At 46.4% G+C, this 19573-nt stretch carries 18 protein-coding genes; 1 reads left to right on the top strand and 17 read right to left on the bottom strand.

What is annotated here, in order from left to right:
• Nucleotides 1–25 precede the first annotated feature (25 nt).
• Entirely contained in the window at nt 26–478 is a 453-nt protein-coding gene (locus REC12_RS17970) for an RrF2 family transcriptional regulator (RefSeq protein ID WP_308896848.1), read from the bottom strand.
• A gap of 257 nt (nt 479–735) precedes the next feature.
• Between REC12_RS17970 and REC12_RS17965 the strand changes: the two genes are divergently transcribed.
• On the top strand, nt 736–2031 hold the full coding sequence (locus REC12_RS17965) for a replication-associated recombination protein A (protein WP_308896847.1): 1296 nt from the start codon (nt 736–738) through the stop codon (nt 2029–2031).
• Nucleotides 2032–2207: 176 nt separating this feature from the next.
• Here REC12_RS17965 and trxA read toward each other — a convergent pair whose 3' ends face one another.
• From trxA to secD, 16 genes are all read right to left on the bottom strand, one after another.
• Nucleotides 2208–2537, bottom strand: a complete 330-nt coding sequence (trxA, locus tag REC12_RS17960; RefSeq protein ID WP_308896845.1) for a thioredoxin — start codon at nt 2535–2537, stop codon at nt 2208–2210.
• A gap of 23 nt (nt 2538–2560) precedes the next feature.
• Nucleotides 2561–2842, bottom strand: a complete 282-nt coding sequence (locus REC12_RS17955) for a metal-sensitive transcriptional regulator (RefSeq protein WP_308896843.1) — start codon at nt 2840–2842, stop codon at nt 2561–2563.
• A gap of 146 nt (nt 2843–2988) precedes the next feature.
• Nucleotides 2989–4758 carry an aspartate--tRNA ligase gene (gene aspS, locus REC12_RS17950; RefSeq protein WP_308896842.1) on the bottom strand — a complete coding sequence of 590 codons (1770 nt, stop codon included), beginning with the start codon at nt 4756–4758 and terminating at the stop codon, nt 2989–2991.
• A 3-nt stretch (nt 4759–4761) separates the two neighbouring features.
• On the bottom strand, nt 4762–6033 hold the full coding sequence (hisS, locus tag REC12_RS17945) for a histidine--tRNA ligase (protein WP_308896841.1): 1272 nt from the start codon (nt 6031–6033) through the stop codon (nt 4762–4764).
• 462 nt (nt 6034–6495) lie between these two features.
• Entirely contained in the window at nt 6496–7116 is a 621-nt protein-coding gene (locus REC12_RS17940) for an MBL fold metallo-hydrolase (RefSeq protein ID WP_308896839.1), read from the bottom strand.
• Nucleotides 7117–7131: 15 nt separating this feature from the next.
• A complete protein-coding gene (gene dtd, locus REC12_RS17935) occupies nt 7132–7581 on the bottom strand; it encodes a D-aminoacyl-tRNA deacylase (protein ID WP_308896838.1) in 450 nt (149 codons plus the stop codon).
• A 1-nt stretch (nt 7582) separates the two neighbouring features.
• The gene (locus REC12_RS17930) at nt 7583–9799 is read right to left on the bottom strand and encodes a RelA/SpoT family protein (protein WP_308896835.1); all 2217 of its coding nucleotides are present in this window, start codon (nt 9797–9799) and stop codon (nt 7583–7585) included.
• A gap of 36 nt (nt 9800–9835) precedes the next feature.
• Entirely contained in the window at nt 9836–10354 is a 519-nt protein-coding gene (locus REC12_RS17925) for an adenine phosphoribosyltransferase (protein WP_308896833.1), read from the bottom strand.
• Nucleotides 10351–12816, bottom strand: coding sequence for a single-stranded-DNA-specific exonuclease RecJ (recJ, locus tag REC12_RS17920; RefSeq protein WP_445223114.1), 2466 nt, complete (start codon nt 12814–12816; stop codon nt 10351–10353). The genes REC12_RS17925 and recJ overlap by 4 nt, the downstream gene beginning before the upstream one ends.
• A gap of 134 nt (nt 12817–12950) precedes the next feature.
• Entirely contained in the window at nt 12951–13919 is a 969-nt protein-coding gene (locus tag REC12_RS17915; RefSeq protein WP_308896830.1) for a cation diffusion facilitator family transporter, read from the bottom strand.
• Between the two features lie 312 nt (nt 13920–14231).
• Nucleotides 14232–14678: a hypothetical protein gene (locus REC12_RS17910; protein WP_308896828.1), complete on the bottom strand. Its 447-nt coding sequence runs from the start codon at nt 14676–14678 to the stop codon at nt 14232–14234.
• A gap of 963 nt (nt 14679–15641) precedes the next feature.
• Nucleotides 15642–15794 (bottom strand): hypothetical protein, encoded by a 153-nt coding sequence (locus tag REC12_RS17905; protein ID WP_308896827.1) that lies wholly within the window; start codon nt 15792–15794, stop codon nt 15642–15644.
• Between the two features lie 31 nt (nt 15795–15825).
• The gene (locus REC12_RS17900; protein ID WP_308896825.1) at nt 15826–15951 is read right to left on the bottom strand and encodes a hypothetical protein; all 126 of its coding nucleotides are present in this window, start codon (nt 15949–15951) and stop codon (nt 15826–15828) included.
• A gap of 284 nt (nt 15952–16235) precedes the next feature.
• On the bottom strand, nt 16236–17087 hold the full coding sequence (locus REC12_RS17895) for a polysaccharide deacetylase family protein (RefSeq protein WP_308896823.1): 852 nt from the start codon (nt 17085–17087) through the stop codon (nt 16236–16238).
• A 266-nt stretch (nt 17088–17353) separates the two neighbouring features.
• Entirely contained in the window at nt 17354–18319 is a 966-nt protein-coding gene (gene secF, locus REC12_RS17890) for a protein translocase subunit SecF (RefSeq protein WP_308896821.1), read from the bottom strand.
• Nucleotides 18319–19557, bottom strand: coding sequence for a protein translocase subunit SecD (gene secD / locus REC12_RS17885; protein WP_308896819.1), 1239 nt, complete (start codon nt 19555–19557; stop codon nt 18319–18321). The genes secF and secD overlap by 1 nt, the downstream gene beginning before the upstream one ends.
• Nucleotides 19558–19573 lie beyond the last annotated feature (16 nt).

The raw sequence follows: 19573 nt of genomic DNA, 5'->3' as shown, positions 1-19573 counted from the left end.
TAATTTTATTGTCAGGTAATAAGGGCTAAATATAGTACATATACAAGTTGCGCTCAGATTCGAGCTTTTGAGCATCTTCGAGCATTGTTTGCAGAGTGATGGAATCTAAAACTTCAGCAATAGAATCCCGAACCTTTTCCCAAATTGTCCGGGTAATGCAATATTCTGCCTTAGTACAACATTCCGGGTCCTCTTCGGAGACACAGTCTGTTGGTGCTATAGGTCCTTCCAAAACCCGAATGATATCCCCGACAGTTATTTTATTCGGCTCTTTGCCTAATAAATAGCCTCCTTGGGCCCCGCGAACGCTCTTCACCAATCCCGCTTTGCGCAGTCCCGCCACAAGCTGCTCCAAATAGTGTTCAGAAATCCCCTGTCTTTCCGAAATACTTTTTAGAGAAATAGGTCCCTCACCCATATGCTGAGCTAAATCAAACATAGCTCTTACGCCATACCTGCCTTTGGTTGAGAGTTTCACACCCTCACCTCTTTTCCAAGAGTTATCATGTAGTTATCTTTACAAACATATCTTACTAAAACACTCGGAATTTGTCAAGGCTATATCCAACTCTTTTACTAGATTTTTAAATTAGTGAATTCAGAGCATTATACTTTATATTCCCCTGGAGCAATCCCGCACATCACGTCCAGCACTGGGAAAATCCATGTGTTATAATCTAGAGTAAATAGTTTCTGTGCTTTTGTCTACATCCCTAAGAAAGGAACAGCAATTTTATGAATCTATTTTCAGCGACGTTCGATCAGCATCAAGTCGCACCGCTCGCCGAGCGAATGCGCCCCAGAACACTTGATGAATATATCGGCCAGGACCATATTCTGGGACCCGGCAAACTTCTCCGCCGAGCAATTGAAGCGGACCGCGTTTCCTCCCTGATTCTCTACGGTCCTCCCGGCACGGGCAAAACCAGCCTCGCCCAAGTGATCGCCTCACAAACTACTTCCCGTTTTGTGCGCCTTAATGCTGTCACCTCGGGAGTAAAAGAACTGCGTGAGATCACCCTGCAAGCCACAGAGGACTTGCACCTTTATGGAAAGCGTACTTTAGTATTCTGTGATGAAGTTCACCGCTTTAATAAAGGACAACAGGATGCCCTTTTGCCCTCTGTAGAAAATGGGACCATAACTTTCATTGGGGCAACGACGGAAAATCCCTTCTTCGAGTTGAATTCCGCCCTTCTGAGCCGTTCTACGCTCTTTCATTTAGAACTCTTAACGCCGGCGGAAATCCGTCTCGGCCTGGAAAAAGCACTGCGAGACCCGGAGAGGGGTTTGGGCCGCTATCAAGTTGAAATATCTCCTCAGGCCTGGGAACACTGGCTGAATTATGCCAACGGAGATTTGCGCAGAGCCCTCAATGCTTTGGAACTTGCTGTTCTGACCACCCCGGCGGAAGATGGAATCCGGCATATCACCCTGAAAATAGCTGAAGAATCCATTCAGCAGAGGGCTATACGCTTTGACAAATCAGGGGACAATCATTATGACATCATTTCCGCTTTTATCAAAAGTATGCGCGGCTCAGACCCGGATGCCGCCCTCTACTGGCTGGCTGTTTTACTTGAAGCCGGAGAAGACCCTCGTTTTATTATGCGCAGAATCATTGTTCATGCCTCAGAAGACGTCGGCCTGGCCGACCCTCTGGCCATGCTGCAGGCCCACGCTGCCGCCAACGCCTTGGAATGGCTCGGTTTGCCGGAAGCCCGAATACCTCTCACCCAAGCCGTATTAGCGATCGCCACTGCTCCTAAAAGCAACAGCGCTGCCCAAAGTATCGACAAAGCATTGGCCTATGTAAAAAAACATCCCACCGGAGAAGTTCCCATGCATCTGCGCAGCAGCAACTATCCCGGCGCTGAAAAATTAGGGAATGGCCAAGGATATTTGTACCCTCATAACTACCCTAATCACTGGGTAAAACAAACGTACCTTCCCCCTCAAGTACAAGGACAAGTTTTCTACACTCCTGCGGAAATGGGGCGGGAACGATTTAATCCCGACAACAAATCATAGGAAGCAGACAAAGCAGACAAGGGAACAGTTCCGTCTCACCAGTTAGACAGAAGAACCGTCCCCTTGTCTGCTCTCTTGTCTAGAGCCTTCCCGGTTATGAAGAAGACCCTTTCTTTAGAGTAAAACCAAATTTTTAATAAATTTTAAGTTCTGTATGCCGTCTCTGGTTTTAGAGATTAAAGCTGAGCTTCAATCATTTTCACAAGATCCGGTTTCCCACGGAATCCTGTAATTTTGTCTACCAATTTTCCGCCTTTGAACACAGCGAGAGTCGGGATGCTCATGACACCATACTGGCCGGCAATAGGCCCATTTTCATCAACATCAAGCTTGCCGATAACTATTTTTCCAACATAAGAATCAGCCAATTCTTCAACTACCGGCGCCACCATCCGACATGGACTGCACCAAGGAGCCCAGAAATCAACTAAAACCGGTTTCTCAGATTTCAGAACATCCGATTCAAAATTTGCTGTTGTAAATGTTTTTACATTTGCACCTGCCATGATAATCCCCCCAATTATTAAAATTATTTAATAAATTTCGTTAGCACCCCGATAAGCTCTTCGATGGCGGCCTCTTGGTTATTGCTTTCGATCGCCTTACGCATACAGCCGCGTGAATGACGCTCGAAAACCATAGTACCAACTTTGTTAAGTGCGGCGCGTACGGCGGCGACTTGGATCAGCACATCGACACAGTACTTGTCGTTCTCAACCATACGCTGAATTCCCTTAACCTGGCCTTCAATTTTCTTAAGTCGGCGCGTGAGATCCTCTTTGGATTCTGAGTAAGTCGTTGAATTAATCATACAGTTTCCTCCGATACCCTAAGGGGGTAGCTACAATGTAATTATATCTAAGCGCTGCGCTTATGTCAAATGATTCCTAATTAAATTACGATTACTTTTCCTCAGCACAAACGCAGGCTTAGACTATATCCCCTCTCATGCACCGGCTACTTTAAAACCGTTTTAATATTTAGCTCCCTCAATTGCTTTTCGTCTACAGAAGAAGGCGCGTGAACCATAAGATCCGAAGCGCTTTGAGTTTTCGGGAAAGCAATGACATCCCTGATATTGTCTTTTCCTGTCAAAAGCATAATCATGCGGTCCAGCCCAAAGGCAACTCCACCGTGAGGAGGAGTCCCAAATTCAAAAGCTTCCAGCAAATAGCCGAATTTAGCAGTCGCTTCTTCCTCAGATAAGCCTATTAACTTGAAGATCTGTTCCTGGACGCTGCGGCGATGAATTCGGATGCTCCCGCCGCCGAGTTCTGTACCATTAAGAACCATATCATAAGCTTTGGCCCGTACCTTCAGGGGCTCCTTCTCCAAGATTGCCAGATCTTCATCCATTGGGGCCGTGAAGGGATGGTGAATGGCCACATACCGTTGTTCTTCCTCATCATACTCCAAGAGAGGGAATTCGGTAACCCACAAGAAGTTAAACGTATTCTCCGGTATAAGGCCTAACCGTTTCGCCAGCTCCAAGCGCAGGTGCCCCAGAGCGTCACAAACAATGGGATACTTATCGGCGACAAAAAACAAGATATCACCGGTCTCAGCCTTAGTAATCTCAATGAGGGCTTGCATTTCCTGCTCAGAGAAAAATTTCGTAATGGGGGATTTTATTCCCTCCTCGGAAAAGACGATCCAAGCTAGGCCTTTGGCCCGATAGGCGCCAACAAATTTTCCCAAATCATCAATTTCCCGCCGGGGCATTCCCGCACACCCCTTGGCACAGAGACATTTCACGCTTCCGCCGTTAGCAACGACATTGGCAAACACTTTAAACCCTGACTTGCCTACAATCTCTCCCACGTCAATGAGTTCCATACCGAAGCGCGTGTCCGGTTTATCGGAACCAAAGCGATCCATGGCTTCCTTATAGGTAAGGCGCGGGAAAGGCAGCGTCACGGATTGACCGATAGTTTCCGAAAAGATTCTTACTATTAACTGCTCCATCAGGGAAAGAATATCCTCTACTTCCACAAAGGACATCTCGATATCAAGCTGAGTAAATTCCGGCTGCCGGTCTGCTCTAAGGTCCTCGTCCCGAAAACAACGGGCAATCTGGAAGTATTTTTCCATCCCGCTAACCATCAAAAGCTGCTTAAATATTTGAGGGGACTGGGGTAAGGCATAAAATTCTCCCGGATGGACACGGCTGGGAACGAGATAATCCCTGGCCCCTTCCGGTGAAGATTTAATGAGTGTCGGTGTTTCAATTTCATAGAAACCCCGACTGTCAAAGAAAGAACGCATAATTTGCATCACTTGGTGCCTTGTCTTAAAGACAGCTTGCATTTCCGGCCGGCGCAAATCGAGGTAACGGTATTTTAAACGCACTGTCTCATCGACATCCACTTGATCCACAAGATAGAAGGGAGGAGTTTTAGCTCCATTTAAAATCTCAAGTTTCTGAGCGACAACCTCGATCTCTCCGGTCGCCAAGTTTGGGTTGATCATTCCTTCAGGCCGGGCAATAACTTCACCCAGAATTGAAACGACAAATTCCGAGCGAAGGCTTTCCGCTAAACTGAAGCTCTCTTTCAGTTTCTCAGGGTCAAAGACGACTTGAACAAGACCGGAACGGTCCCGCAGATCGACAAAAATCAGACCCCCATGGTCACGACGGCGCTGAACCCACCCTAATAACCGGACCACTTCACCTACACGACTCAAACTTAGCTCTCCATTGGCAACACGTTCTGAAAATACTGTCATTGCTTAAACCCCTCTCTGCTGCTTCATACAAACCACTTCAACGGCTTCGTTTACAGGAACTTCAATTTGATCTCCTGACGTTAAATCGCGCAAGAGAAGAACTCCGCGTTCCAATTCCTCTTCTCCTAAAATGAGAGCAAATTCCGCGCCCTCACGGTTCGCCATCTTAAGCTGCGCTTTTAAGCTGCGGCCCAAAAGATCCATGCTTACCGGGATTCCTCTGGCACGCAAGGCACTCACGAGAGAAAACCCTTCGTTTTGGGCTTTATCTCCTAAGGCGATCAGCATGGCAAACGGCTTCGAGCGTCTTTCGGAAAATTTGCCCTGAACTTGCAGGGCGGCTAAAACCCGCTCCAGACCCATGGCAAAACCAATGCCCGGAGTCGCCGGTCCTTCAATTTCCTGAACAAGACCATCATAGCGCCCGCCTCCGCAAATAGCGCTCTGCGCACCGATCTCTTCCACCATAACTTCGAAGGCGGTTTTGGTATAATAATCAAGTCCCCGCACCAGGCGTGGATTTGTTCTGTAAGCAACTCCTGCTTCCCTCAGCAAGCTGAGAACTTTCTCAAAGTGGGCACCGCAGTCCGGGCACAGAGTGTCTAAGGTGGTCGGCGCGCCTTCCGTCACCGCTTGACAATTGGGGTTTTTGCAGTCCAAAATCCGCAGCGGGTTCCGTTCAAAACGCTCCTGACAATCATCGCACAACTCCGCTTTTTTCGGCGTTAAAAATTTCTGCAGTTGTTCCCGGTGAGTAGCCCGACAGGTCGGACAGCCCACAGAATTAAGGTGAACTTCCAAACCGGCGAGTCCGAGTCTTTGATACAAATTCCAAACTAAGCTAATTACCTCAGCATCCACCAGCGGTTGATCGGCCCCTAAAACCTCCACGCCAAATTGATGAAATTGACGAAAACGGCCGCTTTGCGGGCGTTCATAACGAAACATCGGCCCAATGTAATATAATTTAACCGGCAAAGGCTGTCCATAAAGCTTGTTTTCAACGTAGGCGCGGCAGACAGAGGCCGTTCCCTCCGGCCGTAAAGTCATGGAGCGGTCCCCTTTGTCCAGGAATGTATACATTTCCTTTTTGACAATATCTGTTGTCTGTCCTACCCCTCGCTGGAAAAGCTCTGTTGCCTCAAAGATGGGCGTTCGAATTTCTTCGTACCCAAAATCCCGGCAGACAGATCGAATCGTTTCTTCAAGATATTGCCATTGTTCGATCGTACCAGGCAGTAAATCCTGGGTTCCTTTTGGTCGTTGAATCGCCACTGTTTTTCCTCCTTAGCTCTGATTGGCATTATTAAAAGCCCTCGTCTACGGCCAAACACCACGAAACTATAAAACGTAACTTCAGCGCAGGCGGAGGCCTGGTTGCAGAGTATCAAAAAAGTTCTCGTTCCTTGCTTTGCGCAAGGGACGAGAACTTCTCGTGGTGCCACCCTTATTGACGGAATTTATCCGCCCACTTTTTGGTTGTTAACGAAACCACCCGCAGTATCAGCTATTCCCATTCGGCTGTCCTACTGCGTATCCTTCAGGCCGGTTCCAGTCACGCCAAGGCCCTCTCTGGAGAAAGTTTATAACGCAGTATCTTCCGTACGGTATCTCGAAAAGCTCAAACTTAAATATTTAAGGTATACATAATAGTTTGTCCAATTATTTTAACAAATAAAATTAATATTTGTCAATGGAGCCGAACTCATCTCTGTTGTGCAACACTTTGCAGAAAGTTTACATTAAAAAGGGATTATCGCGTTTTTCCTCGCCAATGCTGGTCTCTTCTCCGTGTCCGGGGAAAACTCTCGTACTGTCCGGAAGGATGAGCAGCTTTTCTTTTATTCCTCTGAGGAGCAAATCTAAAGACCCTCCCGGGAAATCCGTACGCCCGATTGACCCCGCGAAGAGCGTGTCCCCGCTGAACAATCCTTCGGAACACAAGAAGCAAATCCCACCCGGAGAATGCCCAGGGGTAGCAATCACTTTCAAGCGTTCTTTGCCCACCAAGATTTCCTGCCCGTCTGCCAAAAGTAAATCCGCGCCTTTTAGAACCACAGCGGGGCCAAAATAGCTGGAAAGATTTTTTCTGCCGTCCGTAAGCATCCCTGAATCCCCGGCATGAATCCCGACTTGAACATCTCCTAAGAGCTCTCTTAACTCATCCACAGCTCCGATATGATCCACATGTCCATGGGTCAGAAGGATATACTCGACCTTGAATCCTTTCTCCAGAACCCAGCGATAAATTCTTTTGCCATCAGCGCCCGGATCAATCAAGACAGCTTTTTTGCTTTCCGGACATGCATAGAGATAGCAGTTTGCTCCCATGGGGCCCATTACCCGTCCCTCAATCATGGTAATCCCTCCCGTTTAGAACGTTTTCTCACTGTCCAAAAGTATCGTCACCGGCCCGTCATTGACCAATTCAACGGCCATTTCCGCTTGAAAGACCCCGGTTTCCACCTTTAATCCCCGTCTTCTAAGTTCTTCCGCCTCTTGTTCAAAAAGTATCTTGGCTCTTTCCGGCGGTGCTGCCGCGGTGAAGCTCGGCCGTTTTCCGCTCCGGCAATCCCCATAAAGGGTAAATTGAGAAACCAAAAGGATGTCTCCGCCAAAATCCAGAACAGAACGATTCATTTTTCCCGCCGAATCTTCAAAGATTCTCAAGCCGGTGAGTTTATCCGCCATCCAAGCCAAATCCGAGTCGCCGTCGTGTTGCCCCACTCCCAGAAAGACTAAAAGTCCGGCGGAAATTTTCCCTACGGTTTCGCCTTGTACAGCAACAGAGGCCCGCTTAACACGCTGAACAACACTGCGCATGTTATTTTCCTCCTGAATGAATCCGCTCAACGTCCGTTATGTCTTTGATCTTGCGAATTTTATTGATGACCGTTTTCAGCTGTTCGAGGTTGCGGATCTCGACCCGCAGCTGAATACGCGCTACATTATCCTTTCCCACTCGGGCATTAATCCCCAGGATATGTGTTCTGGTATCCAGCACGGTATTCATGATTTCTGTAACCAAACGCGGCTTATCTATGCCATGTATTTTAATGTCCACAGGGTAAGTAGAATCCTCTTGTTCGGCCCAAACGACTTCTACAACCCGTTCGCGCTCTTCCTGAGAGTGACTCAAGATATTGCTGCAATCCTTGCGATGAATCGAGACTCCCCGTCCGCGCGTTATATAGCCGATAATGGCATCCCCCGGCAAAGGATTACAGCAGCGTGAAAAACGCACCAAAACATTATCCACGCCTTTGACGCGCACGCCGTGAGACGCCTTCCCATAATGGGCTTGAGCAGCCGGTTTTCCCTCGCCTTGCTGCAGAGCGGCCAATTGCAGCTTTTCCCGTTCTTCTTTAGAAAGTTCCTCGCGCAGACGCATCAGAACTTTATTGGGAGTCAGTACGCCATCCCCGATAGAAGCATAGAGGTCATCAATCCCTATGAGATTTTGACTTTTCCCTATGGCTGCAAGGCTCTCGGGCTTCAAGACCAGAGCCGGATCAAGGCCCAGCTTGCGGACCTCTCTTTCCAAGCTTTCTCGGCCGCGGATAATATTATCCTCGCGCTGCTCCTTCTTAAACCATTGGCGAATTCTGTTCTTGGCCTGTGAGGTTTTAACGAAGACAAGCCAGTCCCGGCTTGGGCCGCCGCCTTGCTTAGACGTAAGGATTTCTAAAATATCACCGTTGGCCAATTTAGTATCCAAGGGGACAATCCGCCCATTAATTTTGGCTCCAATGCAGCGGTGACCTACATCCGTGTGCACCCGATAAGCAAAATCAACGGGACATGAACCGGCAGGTAATTCAACGACGTCTCCTTTCGGAGTAAAAACAAAAACCGTATCCGAGAACAGGTCAATCTTTAAGGACTCCATAAACTCCCCGGCGTCCCTGGATTCGTGCTGCCACTCCAGCAATTGACGCAGCCAGGAAAGCTTCTGTTCAAAGTTGACCTTGCCCGCGGGCCTGCTCCCACTGCTGGCACTTTCTTTATTGTTTGCCTCTTTATATTTCCAGTGGGCGGCAATGCCATACTCTGCCGTTCGATGCATCTCGCAAGTCCGAATCTGAATCTCAAAAGGCTCTCCCTGCTCACCAATTAAGGTTGTATGCAAGGATTGATACATATTCGGTTTAGGCATAGCTATATAGTCTTTAAAACGCCCGGGAATAGGCTTCCATAACGTGTGAATAATCCCCAAGGCTCCGTAGCAATCGTTAACAGATTCCACGATCACCCGGATAGCCATCAGATCGTAGATTTCACTTAGCTCCTTGTGCTGAGTGGTCATTTTACGATAAATGCTGTAAAAATGTTTCGGGCGGCCGGCAATGTCGGCATAAATTTCCACTTCGTTCAGACGTTGGCGCATTTGCACGATAACCTTATTGATATAAGCTTCCCGTTCGCGCCGCTTTAATGCTATCCCCTCAACCAAATCATAGTATTCCTGAGGCTTGAGATAGCGAAAGGAAAGGTCCTCCAATTCCCATTTAATGCGAAAGATTCCCAAACGATTCGCCAGAGGAGCAAATATCTCCAAAGTTTCCTGGGCAATTTCTTTTTGCTTTTCCGCAGAGTGATACTTGAGCGTGCGCATATTGTGCAGCCGATCGGCTAGCTTTATAAGGATAACCCGGATATCCTTGGCCATAGCCAAAAACATCTTGCGCAGATTTTCGACTTGCTGCTCAACCTTACTTTTGTATTCAATCCGGCCAAGTTTCGTCACGCCATCGACAAGTAAAGCAATTTCGGAACCGAATTCTTTCTCAATATCGGTCAGCGTAAACGAAGTATCTTCCACAACGTCATGGAGTAAGGCGGCAGCGATGGTTGCTTCGTCCATTTCCAGGTCGGCTAAAATCTGAGCGACTTCCAGAGGATGCAAAATATAATCTTCTCCGGAATTGCGAAGTTGGTTGCGATGAGCCACTTCAGCAAATTGGTAAGCTTTGTCCACAATCGCCAGACGTGATTGTGAAGTCGTCTTTTGCAGTTTAACCCGTAACTCAGCGAAGGACATTAGCGAACTCCTCTCATCCGATTTAACAAGCATAGGCTACTCTTGGTAGTCTACCAGTGAGAAAACGGGATAATCAGCTAACTTCTGACGTCCATTTAAAAAAGACAGTTCGATTAAAAAACCCATTCCCAACACTTCAGCGCCAATTTTTTTCACCAGATTGGCAGTCGCCAGCATCGTCCCTCCTGTGGCCAGCAGATCATCGACGATCACAATTCGCTCTCCGGGGTGTATAGCGTCCGCATGCACCTCTAAAGTATCCGCCCCATATTCCAGCGCATAAGTTTCACAAATAGTCTGAGCCGGCAATTTCCCGGGCTTTCGTACCGGCACGAAACCTATGCCTAAAGCATAGGCAACCGGAGCCCCTAATAAAAATCCGCGAGCCTCAGGACCAACGATGACCTCAGGCCGCCAGGGCTTAATCCTTTCCACCATTTCATTAATCGCCGCACGGTAAACCTCGCCGTTTTTAAGCAGGGTCGTGATATCCTTATAAGAAATACCTTCCTTGGGAAAATCAGCAATGACACGAATGTGTTCGCTAAAATTCATGATCGTTCCGCCCTTCTAAGTTTCTCTCTGCAACTGGGGAAATTTGCCAGTAGTTTCTTCTGAAAGGTTAAAGCCTGTTCAAACCGTTCTTTACTGTAGCGATAACGCAGTGAAGTTTCCAGATCCAACCTGCTCTGGGCCGGTATCCACTCCAAAGCAATTTTTTCGCTTCCGCCAAGACAGTGAAGAAGCCCCAATTCCTCAAAGATTTTCAATGCCGCTTTTAACTCCCGATCCTCTCTGGAAGCAAGCTGGACGTGAAAAGGGTTACTTTCAGACGCTTTGTTCTTAAGCTCTCGATAAAACCGGATAAGCTCGTCACGTGTCAAATATCCACATTGTTTGCGAACCCTCTCTTCTTGAAGATCTTGATATCCTGATATGGCCAAACGATAAATCCCTAATTGCCGGAATTTCTCCAATCCTTCCTCAAACTCCTCTGCTGAGAGCGGGAGACCGAGAATAAGACCCAAACCTTCATCTTCTCCCAAGGACAAGCCGGTCTTATCGAGGAATTGCCTATTTTTTAGGGTTTCGCGTGGAAAATAATTTGGCAGCAAGGAATCAGCCCAAAGGTCCAAGTGTGATTCCAAGCCGGTCATGTCCCAAACCCATATTCTTTTTTTGTCCGCCGGAGTCCACTCGTAAGGATATAACTCGTGCCAGTCCAACCACTCAAAGTCAAGACCGTCCTGAGCTGCGGCAACTTGCTGCCAAGTGCTTTGCTCATCATCCTCAAAAGCTATTTCGCCGCCAAGCCAGCTTGCTTTAAGCTGAACGTCCTTAATCATTAACTGAACCTTATCTTGTCCTTGAAATGTATTCCAGTCTAAACTAAAGGCCGCATCGAGCTTAGCCGAGCCATTAAGTTCAGAAAAGCGATCTCCCAGGCGAAAAGCAATTCCTTCCTGTTCGCCATGATTGCCAAAGCGGAATTTAAGATGATTCCGTTCTTTACCCACTGTATTCACAGAATGTACCGGAATTTCCCGCATCGCCAGAACAGGGCCAGGGTTGCCGAAACCAAAAGGTGCCATCATTTCCAGGTCATGAAGCAAATCTGCTGAAACCTCCTCCAGGGAGATCTTGCGATCTATATGTAGAACCTCTTGAAAAAGTGTTTCCGCAAAAGCTGCGGCTTGACGATTCAGCCCCTCCCTCAGTCGCCCGATGTTCTCCGTAAAAAGGGAAAACCCTGCGGCCGCACTATGCCCTCCATATTTCTCCAGAAGCTCTGTTTGAGTTTTTAACTGCTCTAAAACCGGATAGCCTGGAATCCCGCGAGCCGAACCTTTAGCTTCCTTGCCTTCTTCGGCAATCATAAACACAGGGCGATAATAACGTTCAACCAAACGAGAAGCCACAATCCCTATCACCCCATGGTGCCAATGATCGGAAGAAAGTACAATCACTCTTGGTAAGGGTTCACGTTCTATTAAAGAAATCGCCTCTGCCAAGATCTCTTTCTCCGTTTCCTGGCGAGACTGATTTTCTTTGGTTAACAACCGGGCAAGTTCCTCGGCCCTTCCTAAATCTTCCGTCAAAAGGAGTTCGAGACCTTCCCGGGCACTGTCCATACGTCCTACTGCATTAATCCTCGGTGCTACCATAAAGCCAATTTGCCCCGCTTTAAGAGGCTTGTCCTTAAGCCCGCATTCCTGGAGAAGAGCGTCCAACCCCGGATGGACTGTATTTTCCATTTGCCGAAGTCCCTGATGGACAAAAACCCGGTTTTCTCCGACCAGAGGCACCAGATCGGCAATAGTTCCTAAGGCCACTAAATCAAGCAGGCTGATTTCCGAAGCAACATCAGCTTCTGAGTTGCCAAATACTTGGAGAAGGGCTTGAGCCAACTTAAAAGCTACTCCCACCCCGGCTAAATCGCGAAAGGGATAACCCGAATCCGCAACTTTAGGGTTTAACAAAGCTAACGCTTCCGGCAGACATTCCGGCGGCTCATGATGATCTGTTATCACAACGTCAATACCCAAGTCCTTGGCGATCTTCACTTCGGAAACTGCTGTCACTCCACAGTCAACGGTAATGAGGACTTTAACTTCCGCCCTGGCCGCTCGTCGAATCGCCTCTTCATGAAGCCCATACCCTTCGTCTTGTCGATGAGGGATATAAGCGACTGCCTGAAACCCCAGATCTGTAAGTACTTTATATAATAAAGCAGTACTAGTCACCCCATCCACATCGTAATCTCCATAGACCAGTACCTTTTCTTTCTTCTCCAAAGCCAGAGACAAACGTTCAAGAACCCGCGGCATCTGCCGGAAAGAAAACGGCGAAGCTAAGTTCAGAAGTGTCGGGTGTAAAAATTCAATAACCTCTTCAGGTTCCCGGAGATTTCTCTGAATTAAGATATCAGAAACAATCGGAGAAATTCGCAGACATTTACAGAGAAGTTTTGACATCTGCCCGAATGATGATGTCATTGTCCATATCCGTTTCACAATATACCCCCTAGACTATCATTATATGACAGAACGAAAAAGGCGGCAACCATTCTTAGGGGTTCGGTCCTTCAAGCGCAAAGTTTTAACCTCCAAGGGGCAAAATTAATTATTTGTGTCTGCTTGCGCTCAAATAATTAATTCCCTGAATGCCGAGCTTCATTTTCGTTCTTCTCTTGACAGTGCCGGCAGATAGGACTCGTAGTTTCCTCAAGGGAACAGGCTTCTCCCCGGTTGCCGCACGGTTCGGCGTGGATAAGGATATGAGTTCCGTGGAGCTTTTTATTAATTTCCAGTTCAATCCGGTCGCACAAATCATGAGCATCTACGACAGGAGTATATTTCGCCACCACGAGATGCAAATCAACATGCCGTTCCGCCCCGGCTCTCCGAGTCCGGAGTTCGTGAAACTCGACAAATTCGTCGGCATGCAGCTTGAGAATCCCGGAAATGATCTCGCGCTCCTCCTCCGGTAAACTGACATCGACAAGCGGCGAGAAAGCTTCTTTCGTTAATTCAAAGGAGGTCTTAAGGATCAACAGGGCGACACCAAGCGCTACAATCGGATCTAAGATTATCCAGCCTGTAGCCTTAATTAGCAAAAGCCCGCAGAAAACACCGGCAGAGGTGTAGACATCCGTACGCAAATGAAGAGCGTCCGCTTCAAGGGCTATGGATTCTGTTCTTTTGGCGACCTTCATCAACTGTCTGGAAACAGCAAAATTGATCAGTGAAGAAAAGCCCATAATGATCATACCAATCCCCAAATTGCCGGCACTGCCGGCATTGCCCTCAAAAATACAATAGGCTTTCTGAAGCGCTTTAAAAATAATCATAACCGCTGCTATAAAAATGAGAACCGCCTCGATGGTCCCTGAGACGTTTTCGATTTTTCCATGTCCGTAAGCATGCCGTGAGTCTGCCGGTTTACCGGACTCCCGTACCGCGAAGAGAGCAATAAAGGCGGCCACTAGATCAATTCCGGAGTGAATTCCTTCTGACAAAATACTAACCGAACCGCTCAATACTCCAATAACAATCTTAGTTAAGGTCAGAAAGGAATTGGAAGCTACCGATAAGGTTGCAACTTGAGTTTTATCATTCATTAGTTTATCCTCTCTTTTCGACACGCCACACGATCCAGCCTTGGAAACTCTGTCAAGAAATCAGCTTGGGGCAAAATTCTGTCTGCAACTTGTTTGCCCCTAAGTGCTATGATCGCTGGTATAGGTTGCACTCCTGCTCTGGAAAGCATTTAATCAAGTTATACTTTCTGTACAAAAAATAGGACTCCTTATTAAAGAAGTCCCACGGATTTCTCCGTTGCCCCACTTAGGCGGCCCAGCTATAATGCCTGACAGTTTTCAGTATATGATAACGATACCAAATAGTGCAACTTATGGCAAGGTTTTTTTACATTAGAATGTCATAAAGTTTCCAAAGATTATACTTCCAAGCCCAAGGGCTAAGCGCAAGATAGTTGGGGCTAGACTCAACAAAATATGCTTATTCTGACTTTTCGGGATTAAACCCATACCGACAACGAGAATCCAGAGGACAATGGCCGCCATGGGCGTTAAAAAAGCCCCGAAGAGAACAAGGCCTATCAAGCCGCCCACTATGCCGCTAACCGCTTTACTTTGTTTGCTTAATTTTGCTATAAAAAGCAACAACAATACTCCAAGTGCTCCCCCAAAAAGCAAAGGTATCTCCCAATACCAAAATTCACCAAAGGAATGAACAAATATGTTCAATCCGGTAATCACTACCGTAGAGGCGACAGTTCCCCATATTCCTCCAAAAAAAATCATACCTGCTGAAAAAAGAAGCACTCCTTCAAGTAGGACTAGTTTAATAAAAACCAACAACCTCTCCCCCAACCTAAACTATGGAGCTAGTATGGCCCAATTTTATCCAATCTAGTCTTGCAAACACCCCGCGGAGATTCCGCTTTTGATAGTCACCTTAGTTATCACTTTGTTGAATATATTTACATTTATGTAACATTTTAACTTAATGATTCATAGTTTATATTAGTTTAATCCAGGTTAGGGTTAAATTCAAAGGAGGTAATTCCTATGTGGTGGGGCCGTTGGGGCTGGGGTTTCCCCGGGTGGGGCTTCGGTTTTGGATTTGGACCATGGTGGGGCTTCCGACGCTGGTGGTGGTAAACCGCTAATGCTGAACTTTTCTTTTCTTAGATTTCTCTCTTATCAGAATTTATAACAATTTTCATTGTAATATCTATTTTTTCCTTTACAGTAGGAATTACGGAATCGACTATGGTGCGCCGCTTTCAGCAAAGAACAGTGCACCATAGTTATTTTTATGCTTCAGTCTTCAGAGGATAAAAAACGCTGCTTGTGCCCAAAAACGATGTTTTTGCGCTTTGTTAGTTTTAAGAACAGAAAATCCTAATCACATTTATACCCTAAAGTGTTTAATAAAGCTATGCTTTCGGACAATAAACAGAAAAGGGGCAACGAACTCAACCAAATAGCCGTCACACCCTTTTCAATCTATAATCCTAACTTTTCAATCTATATTCCCAACTGAAATTTTAGAAGATAACTCCTAAAGCAATCAGAATTAAAATTGCAATAGCGATGATTCCGACCCCAACACAGCTTCCTGAACCATAACCGTACATTAAATCACCCCCGAATCGCTCATACAGTTGTCACTTAGAATACAATACCTAAAGCGATAAGCAAAAGAATAATCACGACTACGATTGCAATCCCTGCACCTAAACCGGTTCCACATCCAACTCCACCTGCTCCAAAAGCCATTGTTTTTTCCTCCTTTATTTTTAATCTCGGTAATCTTTAAAATATAACGCCTAAGGCGATTAAAATAAGAATAGCGATCGCTATAATTCCAACGCCAACACCAACACCAGGTCCCATCGGAGCTACAGGGGCTACAGGAGCTACGGGAGCACAACATCCAGCTCCATATCCTACACCATATCCGTACATTGTATACCCTCCTATTCCATTTCCGTAGAAATTAAAAGACAATACCCATTGCAATTAAGAGAAGAATAATCACAACGACAATAGCAATCCCTGGTAAAAAGTTCGGTGTACACCCAACACCGTCAACACCGTCAACAGCACCTGCACCGAAAGCCATACCTAACAACCTCCTATTGCATCGAAATGTTTATCTTGGGCTTACTTTAAGATATGGTGTAAAGGCAATAAATGTTAATAATTACCATAAATTCTTTTATTAACTAATTGCAGCCATGCCCAGTCCATCCCCGGGAAAATATCAGCTAAACCGTCCCTTACTCCGGAGGAAAACGGATATACCTAAGTTCATAACTTCCTAAATAAGATTTGAGGTTAGTCTGCCAAAGATAGTCAGTCCAAAAAAACAAATAACTTCCGGCCTATTTTCCAGCAAACATGTCCTCAATACTCTGGATTCTGTACTCGGCGGATAAACTCGCTCATTCCCATATCGGCATAGCAGTAAACCCTATGGACATGCCAAGCATCCGTCTTGGCATCGGCCCAGCCGCGAAGAGTTGTAAAAGCCATAATATACCCTGTCTGCTTCACCGCTTGCACTATTTCATCATTGAAACTGCCGTAGGGATACGCAAAAAAATCTACAGAATGGCCCAGGCCCTTTTCTAATACTCCCTTGGAAGTTGCCAGCTCTTGGAAAACGTTCTGAGCACTCAAAGCTGTCAAATAGGGATGAGATACTGTGTGGTCTTCGATATCCCAGCCATTCTCAGAAAGCTCTTTAAGTTGAGTCCAGGTCAAAAAACCTTGGCCATCGATAAAACTGGAAACCATGAAAATTGTCGCCACAAATCCATATTTCTTTAGAATAGGAAAGGCCGTTTGATAATTATCGGCATACCCATCATCAAAGGTTATAACAAAGGGTTTCGCGGGGAGCGTGCCTTCGTGATATAAGGATTCGAATAATTGATACAAGGAGATGCTATGGTAACCCTGACTTTGCAGGTAAGCCATTTGTTCTTCAAATTGCTCCGGGGGCATTCTTACTTCGTTATTCTCCTCGCGCATAACAGAGTGGTAATAAAGGACAGGGACCGGCGAGGAAGGCGCCCTAGTTTCCTGACTGCTTAAATTCCCGGGTAAAACGCTTGATGGTTCCGTTGGCAAAGTTAGGGAAGAAGGACTGACCGACTCTGTCTCATGCTGTTTAAGAATTGGTTTTTCCAAGGAACAGCCACTGCTTACTAACAACATAACTATTAAAGCCAATAATCCTATCGTCTTGCTCATGCTTGCTTGCTCCTTTACTTAACCTTAACTTGAAGCACTGGGTTTAAATAGCTGCCTATAGTCTACCATATTTTTCTCTCTACTCAAGTTTTTACCACACAATTCTCAGGTTAAGTGCCTAAGAAAGCTTGGCCAGCGCCTGAAGAGTAAAGGATAGGGGCGAAGCTGCCTGACCCAAAGGGTCTCTTTTCGCGGCATGTCTGACCGTACAATAAAAGCGGCCTTGAGAATCATCTCAAGACCGCTCTAAGGGACAATAATTTAGTTTAAGCGCGAACCGGCTTACCGCCTTTGCGGGGAGTTTTTTTCATGTGGGTTTTGATTTCCACTAATATTTGACTGGCATTGAAAATGGAAGAATACGCTCCGCTGAATACTCCGATAAGCATAGCAAGAGAGAATACTTTTGTTGATTCTCCGCCCAGGATAAAGACCGAGAATAGGGCGATTAAAACAGTGACGACCGTATTCACGGAACGACGCATGGTTTGCCAAACTGACTTATCAACCATGTCCTCATAACTGTCCCCGCGTCTCATTCTTGTCTCATTCTCGCGGATGCGGTCAAAAATGACCACGGTATCATTAATAGAATATCCGAAAATCGTCAAAACTGCGGCTACGAAAGGGGCGTCAATTTGCCACTGGAATATGGAAAACAAGCCTAAAACCACCAAAACATCGTGCAGCAAAGCAATAATCCCCGATATAGCAAACACGAACTGAAATCTAAAGGATATATAGGCGATCATCAGGCCCATGGCGATGAGTAAAGACCAAAAGGCGTTGCGGGTAAGCTCTTGACCCATTGCCGGACCTACTTCATCCTCTTGCAGCGTTTTTTTATCGTAATCCCCAACCTTTTTTTGCAAGGCTGTCATTAAATCATCACGCTTATCCGGTTGAAGGGCATCCGTCCTGATCAAAACGGATTCATTGCCGTTGGACAATTGCACTTCACCCTTAAGCCCGACGGATTGCAGGGTATCGGTGATAGCACTTTGGGTCACAGGTTTCTGGAAGGTCATTTCAATCATGGTTCCGCCCTTGAAATCAATCCCCAAATTCAACCCGTGCATAAAGAGAGAAATTATTCCCGGGATAATTACCAGGAGTGAAATAGCAAACCACCAGTAACGCTTCTTGACAACATTAAAATAGAGCGGATGTATTTTTTGAACCTCTTCATAGGTTGCCGGATGCCCCTTTTCTCCTTTTTCCCCCTTTTCCATTATACACCCCTCCTAACGCCAAACCATGCTGTGTTCATTTTTGCGCTCATGCCAACAATTAAACGCAGGACAAGACGAGTAAAAGTAATGGCTGTGAACAAGCTGGCAACGATACCAACTCCCAAGGTTAAGGCAAACCCTTTAATCGTGCCGCTGCCAAAGTAATACAAGGTCAGAGCCGCAATCAAAGTTGTCACGTGAGCATCTATAACCGTAATAAAGGCGCGGCTGAAACCTGATTCGACACCCGCGCGCAGGGATTTTCCCGCCCGCACCTCTTCTTTAACTCTTTCGTAAATGATAATATTAAAGTCCACGGCCATCCCGATCGAAAGAATAAATCCCGCGATTCCCGGCAAGGTAAGTACCACGCGAAACATCCAAAAGATCCAAAGTACAATGAGGCCGTATACGATTAGGGAAAAATCAGCGACAACCCCAGGTAAACGATAAAACGCAAGCATGAACAGGAAAATGAAAATTAAACCGTAGATTCCTGCCTGGATGCTTTTATGTAAGGAGTCAATTCCCAAAGACGCACCCACCTGGTGTTTCTCGGAAATCGTCATGCTTACGGGCAAAGAGCCGGAACGCATCAGGACAGCGTCATTGGCGGCAGCTTCAAGGCTTGAATAGCCGGTAATCTCAGCCTGACCGTTTGTAATCGGCACATTCACTGTCGGATTCGTCAACAGCTTGTCGTCTAAGTAAATTCCTATCCGTTGTCCGATGTATTTTGTCGTTAAATCCGAAAATTTCTTGGTTCCATCGGCAGAAAAGGTTAAATTAACCACATAACCGCCGGTGGCGCTAGGGTCCTGTCCGGCTTTAGCGTCTTTAAGCTCGGCTCCCTGCAAAACAACGTTTCCGGTGGGATCTTTAAACGTTAACTGGGCTGTAGTCTTTAGAACATTCACAGCTTGATCAGGATCGGAAACCCCGGCTAAATCTAAGACTAACCGTTTCTTAGTATAATCTGTCTGGATAATCGGTTCGGATACCCCCAGATCATTGACCCGCTTGGAAATAATCGCTTTGGCCTTGTCCATATCATCGTTGGAAATCGGCGTTCCATTTTTATTTGGCTCAGCTTGTAAAACTAAGTGAACTCCACCGCGCAGGTCAAGTCCCAGTGGAATTCCCTTTGTAGGGTCCGCAAGGGGTTTAATCGATAGCGCTACTGCCGCAGCTACAAGAAGCACCAGCGTCACGAGTTTGATGATGTTTCCCCGTCTCATCTGCTTTCCTCCCTTT

Source organism: Candidatus Desulfosporosinus nitrosoreducens (genome assembly GCF_030954495.1).
Classification (GTDB): domain Bacteria; phylum Bacillota; class Desulfitobacteriia; order Desulfitobacteriales; family Desulfitobacteriaceae; genus Desulfosporosinus; species Desulfosporosinus nitrosoreducens.
This window is presented reverse-complemented; position numbering and strand designations above follow the sequence as displayed.

What these genes read in the sequence shown, in the direction of transcription:
- REC12_RS17965 (WP_308896847.1), top strand. Translation starts at nt 736, where the DNA reads ATGAATCTATTTTCAGCGACGTTCGATCAGCATCAAGTCGCACCGCTC.
- trxA (WP_308896845.1), bottom strand. Translation starts at nt 2,537, where the DNA reads ATGGCAGGTGCAAATGTAAAAACATTTACAACAGCAAATTTTGAATCG.
- REC12_RS17955 (WP_308896843.1), bottom strand. Translation starts at nt 2,842, where the DNA reads ATGATTAATTCAACGACTTACTCAGAATCCAAAGAGGATCTCACGCGC.
- aspS (WP_308896842.1), bottom strand. Translation starts at nt 4,758, where the DNA reads ATGACAGTATTTTCAGAACGTGTTGCCAATGGAGAGCTAAGTTTGAGT.
- REC12_RS17940 (WP_308896839.1), bottom strand. Translation starts at nt 7,116, where the DNA reads ATGATTGAGGGACGGGTAATGGGCCCCATGGGAGCAAACTGCTATCTC.
- dtd (WP_308896838.1), bottom strand. Translation starts at nt 7,581, where the DNA reads ATGCGCAGTGTTGTTCAGCGTGTTAAGCGGGCCTCTGTTGCTGTACAA.
- REC12_RS17930 (WP_308896835.1), bottom strand. Translation starts at nt 9,799, where the DNA reads ATGTCCTTCGCTGAGTTACGGGTTAAACTGCAAAAGACGACTTCACAA.
- REC12_RS17925 (WP_308896833.1), bottom strand. Translation starts at nt 10,354, where the DNA reads ATGAATTTTAGCGAACACATTCGTGTCATTGCTGATTTTCCCAAGGAA.
- REC12_RS17915 (WP_308896830.1), bottom strand. Translation starts at nt 13,919, where the DNA reads ATGAATGATAAAACTCAAGTTGCAACCTTATCGGTAGCTTCCAATTCC.
- REC12_RS17905 (WP_308896827.1), bottom strand. Translation starts at nt 15,794, where the DNA reads ATGTACGGATATGGTGTAGGATATGGAGCTGGATGTTGTGCTCCCGTA.
- REC12_RS17900 (WP_308896825.1), bottom strand. Translation starts at nt 15,951, where the DNA reads ATGGCTTTCGGTGCAGGTGCTGTTGACGGTGTTGACGGTGTTGGGTGT.
- REC12_RS17895 (WP_308896823.1), bottom strand. Translation starts at nt 17,087, where the DNA reads ATGAGCAAGACGATAGGATTATTGGCTTTAATAGTTATGTTGTTAGTA.
- secF (WP_308896821.1), bottom strand. Translation starts at nt 18,319, where the DNA reads ATGGAAAAGGGGGAAAAAGGAGAAAAGGGGCATCCGGCAACCTATGAA.
- secD (WP_308896819.1), bottom strand. Translation starts at nt 19,557, where the DNA reads ATGAGACGGGGAAACATCATCAAACTCGTGACGCTGGTGCTTCTTGTA.